Origin of the sequence: Acinetobacter schindleri CIP 107287 (genome assembly GCF_000368625.1) — a bacterium.
Taxonomy (GTDB): Bacteria; Pseudomonadota; Gammaproteobacteria; order Pseudomonadales; family Moraxellaceae; genus Acinetobacter; species Acinetobacter schindleri.
The window spans coordinates 704,082-720,894 of the sequence record NZ_KB849576.1; the positions used below are offsets into that span (position 1 = coordinate 704,082).

Below are 16,813 nucleotides of genomic sequence, written 5' to 3' on the forward strand. Positions count from 1 at the left end.
TCAGGTGTCTTTTTTATTTTTGAATCTTTTTATTTAAAGAATTTAGCTTCTTCAGACTGCGGATAATTTTTCAACAAGCGAGATTTATATTGTGCAGCCAAGGTCTTGTTTTTCTCTACCTCACTGCTGACATTATACAATTGATACAAAGCACGAGCAGCTTTTGCCGAATTTGGATAGCGGTCTGCCACAATGGCATAATTTCGCTTCGCTTCAGTAAAATTCGGTGGATCAATCGACAGATTAAACTCTGCTAACCAGAAATAGGCATTGCTGATATACACGCTGTTTGGATTATTCTTAATGAAATTCTGCATCGGTGCAATCGCTTTTGTGGCACCGCCATTCTTGTAGGCATCCAGGGCTACCGTATATGCGGCTTTTTCTAACTCGGAGGGTTGGGCAGAAGAGCTCGAAGCTGTTGATGTTTGAGCTTGGCTTAACTTGCTGTTGCCTGCTCCTGAACTGGGTGCAGTATCCTGTTGATTATCCTCCTCAGTGCCTTGTTCAGGATCAATCTTTTGCTGTAATAACTCAAGACGTTGATCGAGATCGGCATAGCGGTTAGCCAGTTCACTTTTTAGCGACTGAATCTCATTGTCCTGTTCTTCAATCTTGCCGCGCAAGCCACGAATATCACTTTCCAGTTGCTGATTTTTTTGCAGCAATTGCCAGCTCATATTGGTCTGTACCGGGGTATCTATTCCTGAGGAAATCGCAGGCAGGGTGCTGGTAGGTGCTGTACTGTTACCACCCTGGCTTAAGCCTCGAGATTCAATTGGAACTGCAGCAAAAAGTGAAGTGGTACAGAGCATGCTGAACACGCATAAGACATGTTTTTTAAACATCATCTATTTTATCCATGTTGTTTTGAATGGACCAACGTTCAAGGTGGTCAATCAAATAAATTATTCAATGTATATGCCACACATTTAAAACGGCATTGCCGGGAATTGCAACATGCTTTTACAAAGTTGAAGGGGTTTTCCGGGCAGGAATTTGTATCTCGGATTTACAGAAAATTCTGAATTAATCCTACATTGTTTTTAAAATAATCAAACGGATAGCTTGTGCCAGATTTTTTAGTATTCTCGCTTGCAAGTTCATTAAAAATCTCTATACTCTGTTCTTGCAATGGTAGCCCTGCCGGTTACTTCGCAATTGCACTCTGCGAACCCCGCCAGGACCGGAAGGTAGCAACGGTAGTAGAACTGCGATGTGCCGAAGCTTTGCTGGTAGGGTTGCCACCATATTTTTCATTTAATAAAAACAATACCAATTTGAATTTTCTATTCTCATATCTAATCTTTTATTTATAAGCTCAAGCTGTATATCTTATTATTTGAATACTCAGTTCATGGTTGTTTTATTTTCGATTTAAGCTTGTTTCCTAAACTATATGAAATTCAATATTCAAGACTTTTAGTTATTCAGGCCTTTAGAATAAGTAATCAATCTTCTGCTTTACGGTTAATCGCTTTCATAATGGCATCCATTTCAAAACCCCGGTACATAAGAAAACGAATCTGCTTGGCTTTGACTTTGGGATCTTTTGTAACTTCAGGGCCGTATTTCTTGAGCTTCAGTTCATAAGCTTGCTGAACCCAGTCGGTTTCTTTAAGTTCATCTATAATTAAAGCTGTATCAATCTTTTTACTTTTCAGCTTCATTTTAATCTGATTCGGGCCTTTACCTTTGCGCTTTTGGCTGGAAAGTAAAGTTTCTGCAACACGCTGATCACTTTGGTAATTCTCACGGGAAAGCTCATCAACAAGCTCTAGTACTTCATCACGATTTTCTGCATATAAACACAGTTTCTCGATCAGTTCCGCTTTGGCATATTCCTTACGGGTCAGTACTGCAAAGGCATAGGAGCGCAAACGGGAGCCGGTTAAGCCCGGTTTCGTTTTATCTTGCTGCTTGTTATCAAATAAGCTTTCTTCAGGATCAAACTCGGGCAGGGCATCAGCTTGGGGAGGAATTACTGGCTGGGACGAATCATGAGCATCGCCAAACTGTTGCTTGATGGTTTCATAATCCAGGAGCTTAGTGAACTTTGCATCAGACATAGTGAATCCAATTCATTATATTACCTGTCTATAATAACAAAAACGCCCCGTAGGGCGCTCTGTAAGACGTTTAAGGATTATGCATCCAGAAAGTCTGCTGGTTCTTCTTCGTCTTTATCTTCAACCACATTGCCTGTCGTCAAAAGCTGCTCACGAATCAGTTTTTCAATGGTATCTGCAAGTGCTTTGTTCTCTTCCAGATAACGAATTGTGTTGTTCTTACCTTGGCCAATCTTGTCACCTTGATAAGAGTACCAGGCACCGGCTTTCTGTACGATTTCCTGCTGTACTGCAAGGTCAATCAGTTCGCCGAGATGGTTTACACCTTTACCATACAGAATTTGGAATAGGGCTTCTTTAAATGGAGGCGCCATTTTGTTCTTCACAACTTTAACTTTAGTTTCAGAACCAACGATTTCGTCGCCTTCTTTTACCTGACCAATACGTCGGATATCCAGACGTACAGAAGCATAGAATTTCAGTGCATTACCACCAGTAGTAGTTTCCGGGCTACCGAACATCACACCAATTTTCATACGGATCTGGTTAATGAAGATCACCATACAGTTTGAACGCTTGGCATTACCAGTGATTTTACGCAGTGCCTGGCTCATCAAACGTGCTTGCAGACCCATGTGTGAGTCACCCATTTCGCCTTCAATTTCAGCACGAGGGGTTAAGGCAGCTACGGAGTCGACAACGATCAGGTCAATCGCGCCTGAACGTACAAGCATGTCGGCAATTTCAAGTGCCTGTTCACCGTGGTCGGGTTGAGATACCAGCAGGTTGTCGATATCTACACCCAATTTACGTGCATATTGAGGATCAAGCGCATGTTCAGCATCGATGAATGCACAAGTACCACCAGCTTTTTGACATTCTGCAATCGCTTGTAATGTCATTGTGGTTTTACCTGAAGATTCAGGACCATAGATCTCGATAATACGGCCTTTTGGTAAACCACCAATACCGAGCGCGATATCAAGCGTTAAAGAACCTGTAGATACAGCTTCAACTGCTTGAACGGTATTGTCACCAAGACGCATTACTGTGTTTTTGCCAAACTGTTTTTCAATCTGGCTTAAGGCAGCATTCAGCGCCTTGTTTTTATTCTCATCCATCTTACAACCTCAATACGATGTCACTAAATTAGTACTCAAGTGGATGTCTTAAATTAGAGCTTTGTTCCACAGGTATAATAGTGACAGAAAGTTCCCTGATATTCTATAAAATTCAGCGCATGTACGACATACGCTGACGCTTGAATTTAATCATCATTATATGACCAATGCTGGTCAAATAGCTGACTATTTTCGTCTCTAAATTTACTGATGTCACGACGATCTTTTTTACTTGGTCGGTGATCCGGACGAGCAAGATTATGCAACTTTCTTTGTGATGCAATCAATTCCCGTCGGGCAATACTGACTTCAGTTTCTTCATAAAGTGTTTGCGCAACTGGAGCAGGGCCACGGACATCAGATAGTTCTTTGACAACAACAGTTTTCTTGTCAATGCCTTGTTGGACCGTGATTTCCATGCCGATCCGGACTTCACGGGAGACTTTGACACGTTCGCCGCCAATATGCACCTTGCCGCCTTCAATGGCATTCTTGGCAATGGAGCGCGTTTTGAAAAAACGTGCCGCCCACAGCCATTTATCTATACGCATGCCTACCGCATCTTTGGGTAAAGACGATTTACGCATATTGCTTGTTAACCTCAGCCTGATTTAAATATGTGATTAAATCTGTTAATTGGTGCAGCATCGGGTAATTGCAAGTCTCGTGAGAAACTTTGCTGGAGGAGGGCTGTTTAATACTGAACAGATTCTGAATGCCATAGGCTTTGGCACCATTCAATACTTTTTCCGTATCATCAATAAAATAGACCTGCTCAGGATCAAAGGGATGCAGGGCGTTTAGACCTTGCCAGAATTCAACAAACTCCTTGGCATGCCCGATGGTTTCAGAGCTGACAATCACATCAAAATAATCTTTGAGTTGCAGATGTTCCAATTTGAAGCTGAGTCCGGCACAGTCGGCATTGGTGGCCAGCCAGATCGGGTAGCCGTTTGCCTTTAGATAATCCAGTAACTCCAGTGCCTGTGGTCTTAATGCGACTTTGGATTTATGCTCGATTTGCATCGCCAGAACATCCACTTCGACTTTAGCTGTCCAGAAGCGCGATGAGTACCAGTTTAGGGTATGATTATGTTCTTGATAGAATGCATAAAGCGTTGTTCGACTTTGCTCCAGGCTGCAATGGTGCGTTTCAGCATAGCGGACAGGAAGCAGGTCATTCCAGATGAAATCGTCATAGGCAAGATCAAGTAGGGTCCCGTCCATATCAAAAATAATGGGCGGTTTTTCTGAGCAATTCGGCATATAAGGTTTTCTATGTTTAAAGCAACAACAGCACCACAAGATCCGATGATTTTGCAGTTTGTGCCCATTTTGACACAGGCTTGTGAAATTTTGCGAGAAGAATATCAGCAATATTGTTCCGGTGCTGCTTTTGACATTGAAAGGAAAAAGGATGATTCGCCTGTGACGCAAGCCGATTACCGCGTCAATACTTTTCTGACTCAGGTCCTCGCTGAAATTTCTGATTTACCGTTACTTTCTGAAGAAGGTAAACAGGAGGACCGTCAGGCATGGTCTGCATTCTGGCTGCTCGATCCTCTGGATGGCACCAAGGAATTTCTGCATCAACGACCCGAATTCACTATTAATCTGAGCCTGGTCAAAGACAATCTGACGACTTTTGCCATTCTTGCAATTCCGGCACAACAGCTTATCTATTTCTGTCCAGAACAAGGTATGCCGCTAAAATATGACATTCAGCAAGATTGCTGGCATGAATATTTTCCAGCATCTCAACAAGACACGGTGCATATTGGTCTAAGTCAGAGTAGCCAAAAAAAGCCTAAATATGCGGCTTATCTGGAAAGTCTGGCTAAATTTACTGAGTTTGAGGAGTTTAAAGCTGGCAGTGCTTATAAATTTTGCATGATTCTGGAAGATCAGGTGGATATTTATCCGCGCTTCCATCCGACCTGTGAATGGGATACCAGTGCCGGTCAATGTCTGCTGGAACGTATTGGCGGCGGTTTGGTAGATTTTAAGGGGCGGCCATTTAGCTATAACCAGCGCGAGACCTTATTAAATAGTGGTTTTATTGCTTATAAGACCAAAGAGATGAAGATATTGGCCTTTAAAGCGCTGGCTGATATGCAAGGTAGTGATTGAGCTGTGTAACGTTCATGTTATAGTGAAGCTGATTCCGTTGATAGACCAGTTGGCAAGATTGTGGCATTAAAACTGCTTCCACCGAGCATGCTCAGTGCAATAGATTTATTGCCTGATACGAAGACACCTGTGACTCTGTTTACGCGTCATTCCTTGCGTGAAGAGGTGGCCGGTCAGGGCCTGGCAGGCTACGACTTGCAATTAACATCACAGGGGCGTGATCTGGCGCAGGAGTGGGGGGCTTATCTGGTCAATCAAACTGATCGTCATATTCAGCATTGTATTTCTAGCCCTATTCAGCGTTGTGTCGATACTGCCGCCCTTATGATTGAGGGTGCAGATGCAACCAATAAGGCATCGCATACCCATAACATTGAAATTATCGAACAAGGTTTACTGGTCGAGCCTGGCAGTTTTGTGCTGGATATTCAGAAGGCTGGGCCATATTTCAAGAAACAGGGTGCATTAGGTTTTATTAATAGTTTTGTGAATAACGCCTTGCCGGGCATGAAGCATCCAATTCATGGTGTGGTCGATGTACTGGAGTTAATCTATAACACGCATCCAAAAACGCCGTATGGACTCAGTCTGGCAGTAAGTCATGACACGATTCTGGCAGCCATGATTGCAGTCATGTCAGGTCATCAGGAGGTTAGCCGGGAAGACTGGCCAAAAATGATGGAAGGTTTGTTTGTCTGGTTTGAAGGCGATGTGTTTGAGGAGTCTAAACTGAAATGGATCTGGCGCGGTAAGGTGTATGAACTGGATATTTCCCAGTTTCAGAATGCGGAATTACACACCAGGAAATAACTTAAAAGCTCAATCATGAGGGGTGAGCTTTTTACATTTGTCTTATGAAAGTGAAATAGAATAATCATCAAAAATCACTATGCTGATATCTAAGCAGATATTCAAGTATAGGAAAAACAATGAAAATCATCACAATTTTAAGTTTGGTTATTATGGTGGGTCTAAGCGCCTGTCAGAAACGTGATACGGATTCACCAGAGCAGGACAAGACCACAACACCACATTCTATGGATAAGGATCAATAATTCAAATATTAAACTGGCTGATATTCCCGTTCTTACTTTTATCAATCCTATTTTTGGTACGAAATAGGATTTCCATAAGTTTTAAAGAATATTTTAAAAATATTGGGAAATAAGGAAGAAGAATTGAGTGGAAATAATCTTGTAAAGTTTATTTATTCAAAAATTGTCTTTTTATTGAATAGATCATTTTGTTGATTTACTAAATTTTGGGCACAAAAAAAGCCCTAAAAGGGCTTTTTTCATTTGCGATTAGTTAGAAGCTAATGCTTTAACTTGCGCGTTCAAACGGCTCTTATGACGAGCTGCTTTGTTTTTATGGATGATACCTTTGTCAGCCATACGGTCGATTACTGGAACAGCTTTTTTGTAAGCTTCAGTAGCAACAGCATAGTCGCCAGCAGCAATAGCAGCTACTGTACGTTTAAGATAGGTACGAACCATAGAACGCAAGCTTGCGTTGTGTTTGCGTGCTTTAACGTTTTGACGAGCACGTTTTTTAGCTTGAGCAGAGTTTGCCACTCGTGCACTCCTTGAAATAGATTGGTCTGGGCGGGCTGAAACTCAACTGAAAACCAACATCAGAAGAACTATCACCAGCCCGTAAACAAGTGCCATATTTTGAGGAAACTGAGGGCTTAAGTCAAGTCTTGACATGCTTTGACAACATTTTAGTTGCAGAAAAATTCTAAAGAAAACGTTAGATTAGTATTCAGGCAGGGAGATCGTACAAAAAATGACTAAAACCATAACATATCCAATCATCATTGGTGCCACAGGTCTTGTGGGTAAGAGCTTGGTACAACAGCTGGTTAATGAGCCGAGCTGCAAGCGTATCAGTGTCGTGGTACGCAAGCACCAGCCAGAGTTTGAGCAATGGCCCAAAGTCAAACAACTGGTCTTTGAGGATTTTCTGATGTTGAATGATCAGGATGTCAGCGGACATACCCATGCTTTCAGCTGTCTAGGTACAACTTTAAAGCAGGCAGGTTCCAAAGATGCTTTTTATAATGTGGACTATACCATCAATGCCCATTTTGCTGAGCTGGTTCAACAGACGGATGCGCATTATCTGCTGATTAGTGCCATGGGGGCGAATGCTGAATCCTGGTTTTTCTATAATCGGGTCAAAGGCGAGCTGGAAGATTATATCCAGACCTTAACGCTGGAACGAATCAGTCTGATCCGGCCATCTTTATTAATGGGTGAACGTGGTCATCAACGTTTACTGGAAGATGCTGCACAGAAACTCTATGGCAAGTTTTCGCATTTGGTACCGGATTCTTTTAAATACAAGCCAGTGACAGCCGAGCAGGTAGCTCATACTATGGTATATGCAGCCCTGAATCAGACTGTGAAATTTGAAATTTATGATAATTTAGCCATACAAAAAATGAAATGAGGGTAAAAATCGTGTCCAGCGTACCATTTGTAACTTGTGACCTGCTTGATGATAATCCAGATAAAGACCTGCAAGTCGTAACACCATGCTTGGATGGCAAGTTTTTTAAAAGCTATGGTGCACGTAAAAGCTTTGGTGGCCAGATTGTCACAGTAAAGTGCTTTGAAGATAATTCTCGTGTCAAAGAATTACTGGCAACTGATGGTGCAGGCAAAGTCCTGGTGGTGGATGGTGGTGCTTCGATGCGCTGTGCACTGATGGGTGACCTGATTGCTGAATCAGCAGTAAAGAATCACTGGAATGGTGTAATTATTTACGGTTGTGTACGTGATGTGGATGCGATTGCCGAACTGGATCTTGGTGTGCATGCCTTAGCTTCGATTCCTCAAAAGAGCAACCGCAAAGGTATTGGGGAAGTCGATGTTCCACTGTACTTTGGCGGCGTGACTTTTCAATCAGGTGAATACGTTTATGCGGACAATAACGGGATCGTGCTGTCTAAAGATAAACTGGTGGACTAATCCTGTTTATTGAAAACATACAAAAATCAGCTATACCGTGAAAGTCAGGCAGTTTAGATTGCTGTTTTCACGGCTTTAAAACAATAAAGAGGACAGACGATATGTTAGGCCATCAGATTAAAGTAGCACAGGCATTGGCATCCGCATTTCTGGAAGGTGGACGAGGAGTTTCCGGAACGCCATTTCCAAACCAGCCTGAAAAACCCTTAAAGCTTTATGAGTACGAAGGCTCGCCATTCTGTCGCCGTGTCCGTGAAGTGATGACTTTACTCAACCTTGATTATGAAGTGTATCCATGCCCACGAGGCGGTAAACGCTTCCGTCCTGAAGTAAAACAGCAGGGAGGCAAACTCCAGTTCCCATTTTTAGTAGATGAAAATACGGGAGATAAGCTTTACGAATCTCAGGATATCATTCACCACCTGTTTAAGCATTATGGCAAAACTGGTAAGACTCCGGCGAAATATTCAAATTATCCAAAGGTGCCGGTGGCTGCAATTGCCGGTACGATGGTCAACGGTTTACGCGGTGGTATGGCAAAACCATTAAAGAAAAATAAACCTGCACCTGAACAGCTTCTGGAGCTGTGGGGGTTTGAAGCCAGCCCGTATACCCGTATAGTCCGTGGTGTATTGTCTGAGCTGGAAATTCCTTATATCTACCACAATGTGGCGAAAGAACGCTGGCAAGATTATGGCCCAGCCAAGCTACGCCTAAAGCCAGGAAAATATGAGCCCTTGCCAGGCGGTAAACGCGAACAGCTGTTCACCATGATGGGGAACAATATCCAGGTGCCTTATCTGGTCGATCCGAATACCAATGTAAAAATGTTCGAATCTAAAGATATTGTGAAATATCTAAAAGGTCAGTATGGCGCTTAATTTTCGTAAATTTTTTAATTAAAGAATTTCCTGGGTCACTAACAAAAAAAGAGGATCAAATGCCATTGCTGTCCCACAATTTTTCACAAGAGGAAGCTCAAATGAGCTTCCTCTTGTTTTATGGGTATTTTATCGGGTGAAAATAAAGCTTTTAAAGTTCTTATTTCAAACAAGTTCACTTGAATTATTCTGAGTAAACGTTGAACTGTCCAACCTGTTTTTCCTAAATGTTGAGCGAAACTCACCAATAAATAGGCGATCATCGCAATCCAGATTTGTGTCTGAATTGCGTTCCTGCTGCGGCCTAGAAACGCTTTTAATTTGAGATTCTGCTTAATCGCCTTAAAGAACAGCTCAACTTTCCAACGATCTTTATAAATCGCCGCAATGGTGGAGGCGGCTAAATGAAAGTTATTGCTGAGAAAGCTAAAGTGCTTGCCACTTTGCTGATCTCTATATTCAATTCTTCTTAACACTGGGGCTTTTCTTTTTAGGGCATGTGCGCTATTCAGCTGAATGGTTTCATCTTTTAGAATACCTTTGGATTCAAGCACTGGATGTTGCTGGATCACCTGATACACAGATTTAGGCCTAAAACGTGTGACAAATCCAATGTTTTGAGCAGTCAGATTTGCATACCATTGGTAATCGACATAGCCTTTATCAAAAACTACAATGCTGCCAGCAGGAAACTGGAATTTGCGGCCTTGTACCATGTCATTTTCTTTGCCATTTTCAACTGCAACAAACTCAGGAATATCATTGCTGTGATTCAATCCTATACTGAGTTTCATGCTGGCTTTTGAGTCGTGAACTTTGGCCCATTCACATAAGGAAAGCGACAGGTCAATATGACTGGCATCCAAGGAATACAAGGGATTCTTAAAGCGAAATTTATGAGCTACTTTTGAGTGTTCATAGTATTTAAGCAACTTGTAAAATAGCTGTTGATACAAGGCAGCAGGCTGCTGCTCATTGATTCGTGCCAGCGTGCTTCGGGGGAATAGACTTTGCTCCGAGATGACTTAGCTTTTCCTGTTGGCACTCCAAATTGGATTGAATATCTCTCAGACTTTGCCTACAAGAGAATTGAGACATCAATATGGCAATAAACTGATCCCACCGGGAAGCCGCTCTAAATTTCTGTCCAACATGGTGTACTTTAGCAAGTTGTTCAAAATCCTGTCGCACAACAGGTTTAATTAGCTCATGAAATACGGTATTCTGATGGGACAAAACCTGAATCCTGGTCGTTAAAGTGTTTGTTTGCACTCATATTTTAACTGTTAGGACTCAGGTTTTTTTATTTAAAGCAAACTATGGGACAGCAGTGGATCAAATGCCCCTCTTTTTTTGTTTCTTATTCTTCTTCAGCAGGCGGAACCAGCATCAGGATGGATTCATTGAGCAGATCTGCCAGGTCTTCTAGCATATCTTCATCAGCAAAGTCCAGATTGAGCATCACAGATTCACCATTGGCGATCAGCTTGAGTTTTTCTGCAAAAGCTTCCGAGATACATAAACCTTCACCATTGCCCCAGAATAGTATTTCATCATCTTCTTCAGTATAAAGCAGGCGTGATGCTGGCTCGAGCATAATGCTATAGCCTTGGTCTAATGCTTCTTCCAGGTCGCCAGTACCAATTTCTTCTGCTTCTGGAATATTTTCTGGGTATTTAGATTCAGACATCAGGCTCATGATGGCATCTTCAAGTACATTGGAGTTATGTAACTGCTCCATGATTTTACTTTTCAGATATTCAAGCTCATTAGCTGTGACTTCACCGGCAGCACTGATTTGATCACGAATGATATCAGTCAGGGGATTACGTAAAACTTCATTTTCAGCAAACTTGTCTCCAACACGGTCCATCATGTCACTGACATTTGGCATACGGAAACCAAAAGAAAAAGTTAAACAGTCATCTTCAGCTAAGCCGTAGTGTGAAAGCCCAGGTGGCACATATAGTAAGTCACCTGGAGCAAGAACTTCATCAAAGTTTACATCCATTTCTGGAAGTAATTTTAATGGCTGACCCGGAACAAACTCAGTTTCTGCATTACACATCTGACCTAATTGCCAGCGACGCTGACCATAACCTTGTACAAGGAAAACATCATAGAAGTCGAAATGCTTACCTACAGAACCACCCTGAGGCGCATACGACACCATGATGTCATCACGGCGCCATTGTGGAATGAATGGAAATTTTTTCCAGAGTTCTGATAGATCAAAGGAATAGTGATCTACTGCCTGAACAAGGAGTGTCCATAATTTAGGCATCTTCTGGAAATCAGCTTTTAGTAAAGGTGAAGATTTCACTGACCATTGGTTCGGGTCGCGGTCTTTTTGCTTGATCAGGCGTGCAGTGACATTTTCATCCAGAGCCAGCTCCATGACATCGTCAGGTTCAAGCAGGCCAGCAATTTCAGGCATGGCATTACGTACTAGGAGAGGTTTTTTCTGCCAGTATTCAGCAAGGAATTGTTCAGCGGTAATTCCGCCTAATACATCTAAAGATTGGGACATGGGATTAATTACAAGATAAATTTTGCTTATTGTCCCTTGAGTTATTGAATGGTGCAAGCGAGATGGTGAGAAATAGAGCTTTTATAAATACCAGGAGAGCAAACTAAGTAATATTTATTTTCATAAAATAAATGATGAGAATTTTATTTAAAAATTAATTTATTAAAAAATTTTAGAGCTCTTAAAAATTGAATAAGAAGAATAGCATTTTGAATGAAGGATAAGAATTACAAAGATATGAACCAAATTAGAGTAGCTCAATTAAAAGTGATAATTATAGATCTCTTTCATAAATCAAAAAACGATCTTCTTTTTGGTTAATATTTGCACTTCGGATTTCTTGGCATTCGTGCATAATCTGCGGATGAAATACATCGATTCAAACAAGCTTTCTGATCCTCAGTTCAAGCGATACACAGGCATCTCATGGTCAACTTTCTATTTGATGGTTGAGCAATTGCAGAAGCATGTCTCTGCCAAAGGCAGACCGCCCAAGTTAAGCCTGGAGGATCAGGTTCTGCTCTGTCTGAGCTATTGGCGGGAATACCGAACCTTATTTCACGTTGCGACGAGTTACGGGGTTTCAGAGCCCACAGCCTCAAGAATTGTCCGTCATGTTGAAGACTGCCTGATTCGGTCCAATCTGTTTAATTTACCCAAAGATTTACCCGAGGGCGAAGGCATCGACTGGAATGTTGTGATCGTGGATGCCACGGAAATTCCAATCCAAAGGCCTAAAAAAACAGAAGAAAAGCTATAGCGGCAAGAAAAAGACCCATACCTTTAAAGTACAGGCCATGATTCACTACAAAACTCAGCAAATTCTGAGTTTATGTACCAGTCGCGGTGCAGTGCATGATTTCGAGTTGTTCAAACGTAATTTAAACCAGATTCCTTTTGGGGCTTTTATCCTTGCAGATAAAGGCTATCAGGGGATTTATGTGTTGTATCCGAATAGCCTGTTGCCATTAAAAGCCAAAAGACACTGTAAATTGGATCCTGAATTGAAAATCTATAATCAAGAAATCAATAAAAGAAGAATCGGAATTGAGCATGTATTTGGCAGCCTGAAAACCTTCAAAATCCTTGCTGAACGTTATCGAAATAGAGGTAAAAGGCTTGGTTTGAGATTCAATTTAATCGCTGGAATCTACAACTTGGAACTGAGCAAAAAATGATTTATGAAAGAGGTCTTATGTAAATAAAATAGTGAAAAACATACTTTGATTGACATAAGTGACGAAATGACACAATTTTTTGTAAGGAGAATAAAAATAATTTGGAAAATAAAATGAAAGAAATTCAATTAATTAATAAAAAAACAAAAGAAAAAATACAGCTGAATGCTGATACGGTTCGAGTTGATCAAAGCTCCATTGTAAAAATCAAAATTTCTAAATCAGATATTGTCCAGATGTCTCAAGACGGTACAAATCTGATTTTAGTATTGAGAAGTGGCGAAAGATTGGTGGTTGAAAATTTTTATGCAAACAATCATGAAGATTTAACGTCTAGTCTTGTGATTGAAGAGCAAAGCGGTACTTTATATTGGTTTGATGAGGTGACCAAGCAATATAAGCAAATTTCAAGGACAGATACATTATTACCATCTTCCTCGTTTCTTGCAGAAAATTGGGAGTGGATAGCGATTGGTACATTACTCATTGGTGGAGTTGCAGCGACAGACAGTGGTGAAGTTGAAGGTGATGAACAGCTAGAGCTAAATAAGCCAGTGCCAATAGATCCTGCGCCGGAAGTGCCGGTAGATCCAGAACCCGAGCCGGAAGTGCCGGAAGTACCGGAGCCGGAACCAGAAGTGCCAGTAGAGCCTGAACCGGAGCCAGAAGTGCCGGTAGAGCCAGAACCGGAACCGGAAGTACCGGAGCCAGAACCAGAAGTGCCGGTAGATCCAGAACCTGAACCAGAAGTACCAATAGAACCTGAGCCGGAGCCAGAAGTACCGGTAGAACCACAACCGGAACCAGAAGTGCCAGTAGAACCTGAGCCAGAGCCAGGGCAACCAGAACCAACAATTCCCACACTTCGACTAGCTCGACTTAAGCTGGTTGAACAAAATGAAGATACCGTTCCTGATCAAGAAGCTCTGAGCAGATTCAAAACATCACAAGAATTTATGAGGAATAGCTCTGAAGAGCAACAAGGGGCAGCTGATACTAATCATGATGTTATTCCATCAGATGGGAACGAGGATATTATTGTTGCTAAACAGCTCATAGATTTCATTTCTTCGGGCTTGGATAACAATACGCAAGTTTATAAAGTACTAAATACAGCGGATGCAATTTCAAATTTAAATAATCAGATGAATCTGTTATTAGAGGGTATAGAAAAAGAAAGTAGTTTGATGAATATCGACTTTATGCGATCAGATACAGTTTCATTAGCTGAGCTGCTTTCTGATTCTAGTCATGTAGACAATATTATTGTAGTAGGGAATGAAGGAGATCAAATTATTATTCGAACTGACGCTGAAGAGGTTGCACAAGCCAGCGATCCGTTGATATTAGAAAATCAATCAGATCTCATGTTGCAACAGCTTTTATCTGAGCAGCGACAGATTATTGGTTAAATATTTACCTGATCGATAGTTGCTAAAAAGCAGTCTTAAAACTGTTTCCTTACTAATTTTTAAGGCACCAGAATATCCAGCTCACGCAAGATATTGCATAGCTTGATCATCGGCATGCCCATCAACGTCGTCTGGTCCTGACCAATCATTTCTTCAAACAGACTAATGCCTAAGCTTTCACATTTAAAGCTGCCAGCACAGTGCAGAGGCTGTTCAATGTCAATATAACGTTCGATTTCAGCTTGAGATAGCTTGCGGAATTTTACCTTATAATGCTCAACCAGAGTTTGCTCAAAACCGCTAGATTTCTGTTGTACGCTCAGTGCTGTACTAAAATATACAATCTTGTCTGAATTGGCCTGTAACTGGCGAACTGCTTTTTCAGCAGTTAAGGGCTTGCCGATAAAAATATCTGGTGCGCCTTCACGCCAAGCCACCTGGTCAGAGCCAATGACGATTGCATCTGGGTGTTGCTCAGCCACATGTCGGGCTTTTTCAAAAGCCAGTCGCTTGGCTAAGTCATCCGCATGATTTTCACCTTGCGGTGATTCATCGATATCCGGGACGATCGATACGTAGTCAAGACGTAAGCGATTCATCAATTCTTTACGGGTCTGGCTGGAAGAGGCCAGAATAATCTTTGCGGTATTCATTAGACAGCGTATTCTTCTAAAACATGCAGGGGGACATAGGCTAGAACTGCTTTATGGCAGGCTTGCAGCTTAATTGGTGGCGCCTGGCCTGCTTCATAAGCTTCCACCCAGCGCGTCACGCAAATACACCAGAAATCACCTGGCTGAAGCCCCGGAAAACCGACTTCTGGTAATGGTGTAATCAGATCATTACCTACTTTTTGGGAGAAATTTAAAAACTCCGAAGTCATCTGTGCACAAACTGTATGCTGGCCCAGGTCACTAGGGGAAGTGTGGCAGAAACCATTACGGAAGTAGCCGGTAATCGGGTCAAAACAGCAGCTCGCCAATGGCTCGCCCAAAACATTTAAACGGTTTAAATCTGGATCTGGAAGTATCGACATGGGTACTGAATCTGATGGATGCTTTTTCTTATCATAACAAAACTTTGGCAATCGTTAGCTTTTCTGCAAAAGATGCTAACCTTTTTCTGCATAATCATTTAAAATCGCCTCGTTTTTAATATCTATAAAGAGAGCTCTAGATGAACTTTCAACGTATGACTGACCTTGACCTTGCGGGTAAGCGCGTTCTTATTCGTGAAGATTTAAACGTACCTGTTAAAAATGGCGTGATTACTAGCGATGCGCGTTTACGTGCAGCATTGCCAACTATTAAAGCTGCCGTAGAAAAAGGTGCAGCGGTTATAGTGTATTCACACCTTGGTCGTCCAGTTGAAGGTGAGCCTAAAGCTGAACAGTCACTTGCACCTGTAGCAGCATATTTGACTGAAGCATTAGGTCAGGAAGTAAAGTTATTCACTGACTACCTGGATGGCGTTGAAGTTCAACCTGGTCAAGTGGTTTTACTTGAGAACTGCCGCTTCAACGTCGGTGAAAAGAAAAATAATCCTGAGCTTGCAGCGAAATATGCAGCACTTTGTGACGTATTTGTAATGGATGCATTTGGTACAGCACACCGTGCAGAAGCATCTACTGAAGGTGTGGCTCGTCTGGCGAAAGTGGCGGCAGCGGGTCCTTTACTTGCAGCAGAATTGGATGCTTTGGGTCGTGCGTTGAAAACTCCTGAAAAACCAATGGTGGCAATCGTTGCTGGTTCCAAGGTTTCAACTAAACTAGACGTATTGACTTCACTTTCTGATATCTGTGATCAATTGATCGTAGGTGGTGGTATCGCGAATACTTTCCTTGCAGCTGCTGGCTACAATGTAGGTAAATCACTGTGTGAAAGTGATTTGATCGACACAGCTAAAGCAATTGCAGCCAAAGTTTCTGTTCCGCTTCCAACGGACGTTGTGGTTGCTGATGCATCTGAAATCAATTTTGATGACTTCCTGGGTTCATTGGCTGCTGCTAAAGCGGTTGTGAAAAAAGTTGAAGATGTTGCTGACAACGACATGATCCTTGATGTAGGTCCAGAAACTGCAAAAGCATTTGCTGAAATTTTGAAAACGTCTAAAACGATTCTTTGGAATGGTCCAGTGGGCGTATTTGAAGTCGATCAATTCGGTGAAGGCACGAAAACTCTATCGTTAGCGATTGCTGAATCGGAAGGTTTCTCGATTGCAGGTGGTGGTGACACGCTTGCTGCGATTGATAAATACAACGTTGCTGACAAAATTGGTTATATCTCGACTGGTGGCGGTGCATTCCTTGAATTTGTCGAAGGTAAAACCCTTCCTGCAGTTGCAGTACTGCTAGAACGCGCTTAATTGCATGTTTTAGCCTAAAAAAGCTGGCCAAGTGCCAGCTTTTTTATGTCATTTTTTTGACAGCGGACACTTATCATTCATGGCTTCGTCATTAAAATGCAATAAATCTGTCATAAGATGCAGACATTAAATCACCAAATGATGAGATTACGT

19 protein-coding genes, 1 other RNA gene and 1 pseudogene are annotated in these 16,813 nt (G+C 41.9%); 11 read left to right on the forward strand and 10 right to left on the reverse strand.

Annotation, left to right across the window (positions count from 1 at the left end):
- Nucleotides 1-29: 29 nt before the first annotated feature.
- Complete coding sequence (locus F955_RS10885) at nucleotides 30-851, reverse strand: YbgF trimerization domain-containing protein (RefSeq protein WP_004894418.1); 822 nt, start codon at nucleotides 849-851, stop codon at nucleotides 30-32.
- 293 nt (nucleotides 852-1,144) lie between these two features.
- On the opposite strand from F955_RS10885, the gene ffs reads away from it, so the two are divergent.
- Nucleotides 1,145-1,241: signal recognition particle sRNA small type (gene ffs, locus F955_RS16380), an RNA gene on the forward strand.
- A gap of 210 nt (nucleotides 1,242-1,451) precedes the next feature.
- Here ffs and F955_RS10890 read toward each other — a convergent pair.
- From F955_RS10890 to F955_RS10905, 4 genes are all read right to left on the reverse strand, one after another.
- On the reverse strand, nucleotides 1,452-2,069 hold the full coding sequence (locus tag F955_RS10890) for a regulatory protein RecX (RefSeq protein ID WP_004894421.1): 618 nt from the start codon (nucleotides 2,067-2,069) through the stop codon (nucleotides 1,452-1,454).
- 77 nt (nucleotides 2,070-2,146) lie between these two features.
- A complete protein-coding gene (gene recA / locus F955_RS10895) occupies nucleotides 2,147-3,190 on the reverse strand; it encodes a recombinase RecA (protein WP_004812670.1) in 1,044 nt (347 codons plus the stop codon).
- A gap of 146 nt (nucleotides 3,191-3,336) precedes the next feature.
- A complete protein-coding gene (locus tag F955_RS10900) occupies nucleotides 3,337-3,777 on the reverse strand; it encodes an RNA-binding S4 domain-containing protein (RefSeq protein ID WP_004894423.1) in 441 nt (146 codons plus the stop codon).
- On the reverse strand, nucleotides 3,770-4,456 hold the full coding sequence (locus F955_RS10905; RefSeq protein WP_004894425.1) for an HAD-IA family hydrolase: 687 nt from the start codon (nucleotides 4,454-4,456) through the stop codon (nucleotides 3,770-3,772). The genes F955_RS10900 and F955_RS10905 overlap by 8 nt, the downstream gene beginning before the upstream one ends.
- Nucleotides 4,457-4,468: 12 nt before the next feature.
- Between F955_RS10905 and F955_RS10910 the strand changes: the two genes are divergently transcribed.
- The 3 genes from F955_RS10910 to F955_RS16990 all read left to right on the forward strand — a co-directional run bounded on the left by F955_RS10910 (nucleotide 4,469) and on the right by F955_RS16990 (nucleotide 6,375).
- Nucleotides 4,469-5,320 carry a 3'(2'),5'-bisphosphate nucleotidase CysQ family protein gene (locus F955_RS10910; RefSeq protein ID WP_004894426.1) on the forward strand — a complete coding sequence of 284 codons (852 nt, stop codon included), beginning with the start codon at nucleotides 4,469-4,471 and terminating at the stop codon, nucleotides 5,318-5,320.
- Nucleotides 5,321-5,380: 60 nt separating this feature from the next.
- Nucleotides 5,381-6,130, forward strand: coding sequence for a histidine phosphatase family protein (locus F955_RS10915; protein ID WP_008305272.1), 750 nt, complete (start codon nucleotides 5,381-5,383; stop codon nucleotides 6,128-6,130).
- Nucleotides 6,131-6,249: 119 nt separating this feature from the next.
- Nucleotides 6,250-6,375, forward strand: a complete 126-nt coding sequence (locus F955_RS16990) for a hypothetical protein (RefSeq protein WP_004894429.1) — start codon at nucleotides 6,250-6,252, stop codon at nucleotides 6,373-6,375.
- A gap of 249 nt (nucleotides 6,376-6,624) precedes the next feature.
- Here the strand turns inward: F955_RS16990 and rpsT are convergent, their stop codons facing one another.
- Entirely contained in the window at nucleotides 6,625-6,894 is a 270-nt protein-coding gene (gene rpsT, locus F955_RS10920) for a 30S ribosomal protein S20 (RefSeq protein ID WP_004786139.1), read from the reverse strand.
- A 214-nt stretch (nucleotides 6,895-7,108) separates the two neighbouring features.
- On the opposite strand from rpsT, the gene F955_RS10925 reads away from it, so the two are divergent.
- The 3 genes from F955_RS10925 to F955_RS10935 all read left to right on the forward strand — a co-directional run bounded on the left by F955_RS10925 (nucleotide 7,109) and on the right by F955_RS10935 (nucleotide 9,176).
- On the forward strand, nucleotides 7,109-7,774 hold the full coding sequence (locus F955_RS10925; protein WP_004812676.1) for a Rossmann-fold NAD(P)-binding domain-containing protein: 666 nt from the start codon (nucleotides 7,109-7,111) through the stop codon (nucleotides 7,772-7,774).
- 11 nt (nucleotides 7,775-7,785) lie between these two features.
- Nucleotides 7,786-8,295 carry a ribonuclease E activity regulator RraA gene (gene rraA / locus F955_RS10930; RefSeq protein WP_004894432.1) on the forward strand — a complete coding sequence of 170 codons (510 nt, stop codon included), beginning with the start codon at nucleotides 7,786-7,788 and terminating at the stop codon, nucleotides 8,293-8,295.
- A 101-nt stretch (nucleotides 8,296-8,396) separates the two neighbouring features.
- A complete protein-coding gene (locus tag F955_RS10935; protein WP_004812679.1) occupies nucleotides 8,397-9,176 on the forward strand; it encodes a glutathione S-transferase N-terminal domain-containing protein in 780 nt (259 codons plus the stop codon).
- An 83-nt stretch (nucleotides 9,177-9,259) separates the two neighbouring features.
- Here F955_RS10935 and F955_RS10940 read toward each other — a convergent pair.
- A pseudogene (locus F955_RS10940) lies at nucleotides 9,260-10,412 on the reverse strand (IS4-like element ISAbe18 family transposase).
- 124 nt (nucleotides 10,413-10,536) lie between these two features.
- Nucleotides 10,537-11,706 (reverse strand): ribosomal protein uL16 3-hydroxylase, encoded by a 1,170-nt coding sequence (locus F955_RS10945; protein WP_004894437.1) that lies wholly within the window; start codon nucleotides 11,704-11,706, stop codon nucleotides 10,537-10,539.
- Between the two features lie 364 nt (nucleotides 11,707-12,070).
- On the opposite strand from F955_RS10945, the gene F955_RS16385 reads away from it, so the two are divergent.
- From F955_RS16385 to F955_RS10955, 3 genes are all read left to right on the forward strand, one after another.
- Nucleotides 12,071-12,466: a transposase family protein gene (locus F955_RS16385; protein ID WP_008306679.1), complete on the forward strand. Its 396-nt coding sequence runs from the start codon at nucleotides 12,071-12,073 to the stop codon at nucleotides 12,464-12,466.
- The gene (locus tag F955_RS10950; protein WP_004809604.1) at nucleotides 12,414-12,884 is read left to right on the forward strand and encodes an IS5/IS1182 family transposase; all 471 of its coding nucleotides are present in this window, start codon (nucleotides 12,414-12,416) and stop codon (nucleotides 12,882-12,884) included. Before F955_RS16385 ends, F955_RS10950 begins: the two co-directional genes overlap by 53 nt.
- 113 nt (nucleotides 12,885-12,997) lie before the next feature.
- On the forward strand, nucleotides 12,998-14,296 hold the full coding sequence (locus tag F955_RS10955) for a BapA/Bap/LapF family prefix-like domain-containing protein (protein WP_004894441.1): 1,299 nt from the start codon (nucleotides 12,998-13,000) through the stop codon (nucleotides 14,294-14,296).
- Nucleotides 14,297-14,355: 59 nt separating this feature from the next.
- Here F955_RS10955 and F955_RS10960 read toward each other — a convergent pair whose 3' ends face one another.
- On the reverse strand, nucleotides 14,356-14,949 hold the full coding sequence (locus F955_RS10960; RefSeq protein ID WP_004812682.1) for a Maf family protein: 594 nt from the start codon (nucleotides 14,947-14,949) through the stop codon (nucleotides 14,356-14,358).
- Nucleotides 14,949-15,332, reverse strand: coding sequence for a DUF2237 family protein (locus F955_RS10965; protein ID WP_004894443.1), 384 nt, complete (start codon nucleotides 15,330-15,332; stop codon nucleotides 14,949-14,951). The genes F955_RS10960 and F955_RS10965 overlap by 1 nt, the downstream gene beginning before the upstream one ends.
- Before the next feature lie 140 nt (nucleotides 15,333-15,472).
- On the opposite strand from F955_RS10965, the gene F955_RS10970 reads away from it, so the two are divergent.
- Entirely contained in the window at nucleotides 15,473-16,660 is a 1,188-nt protein-coding gene (locus tag F955_RS10970; protein ID WP_004894444.1) for a phosphoglycerate kinase, read from the forward strand.
- The last annotated feature ends 153 nt before the right edge of the window (nucleotides 16,661-16,813 follow it).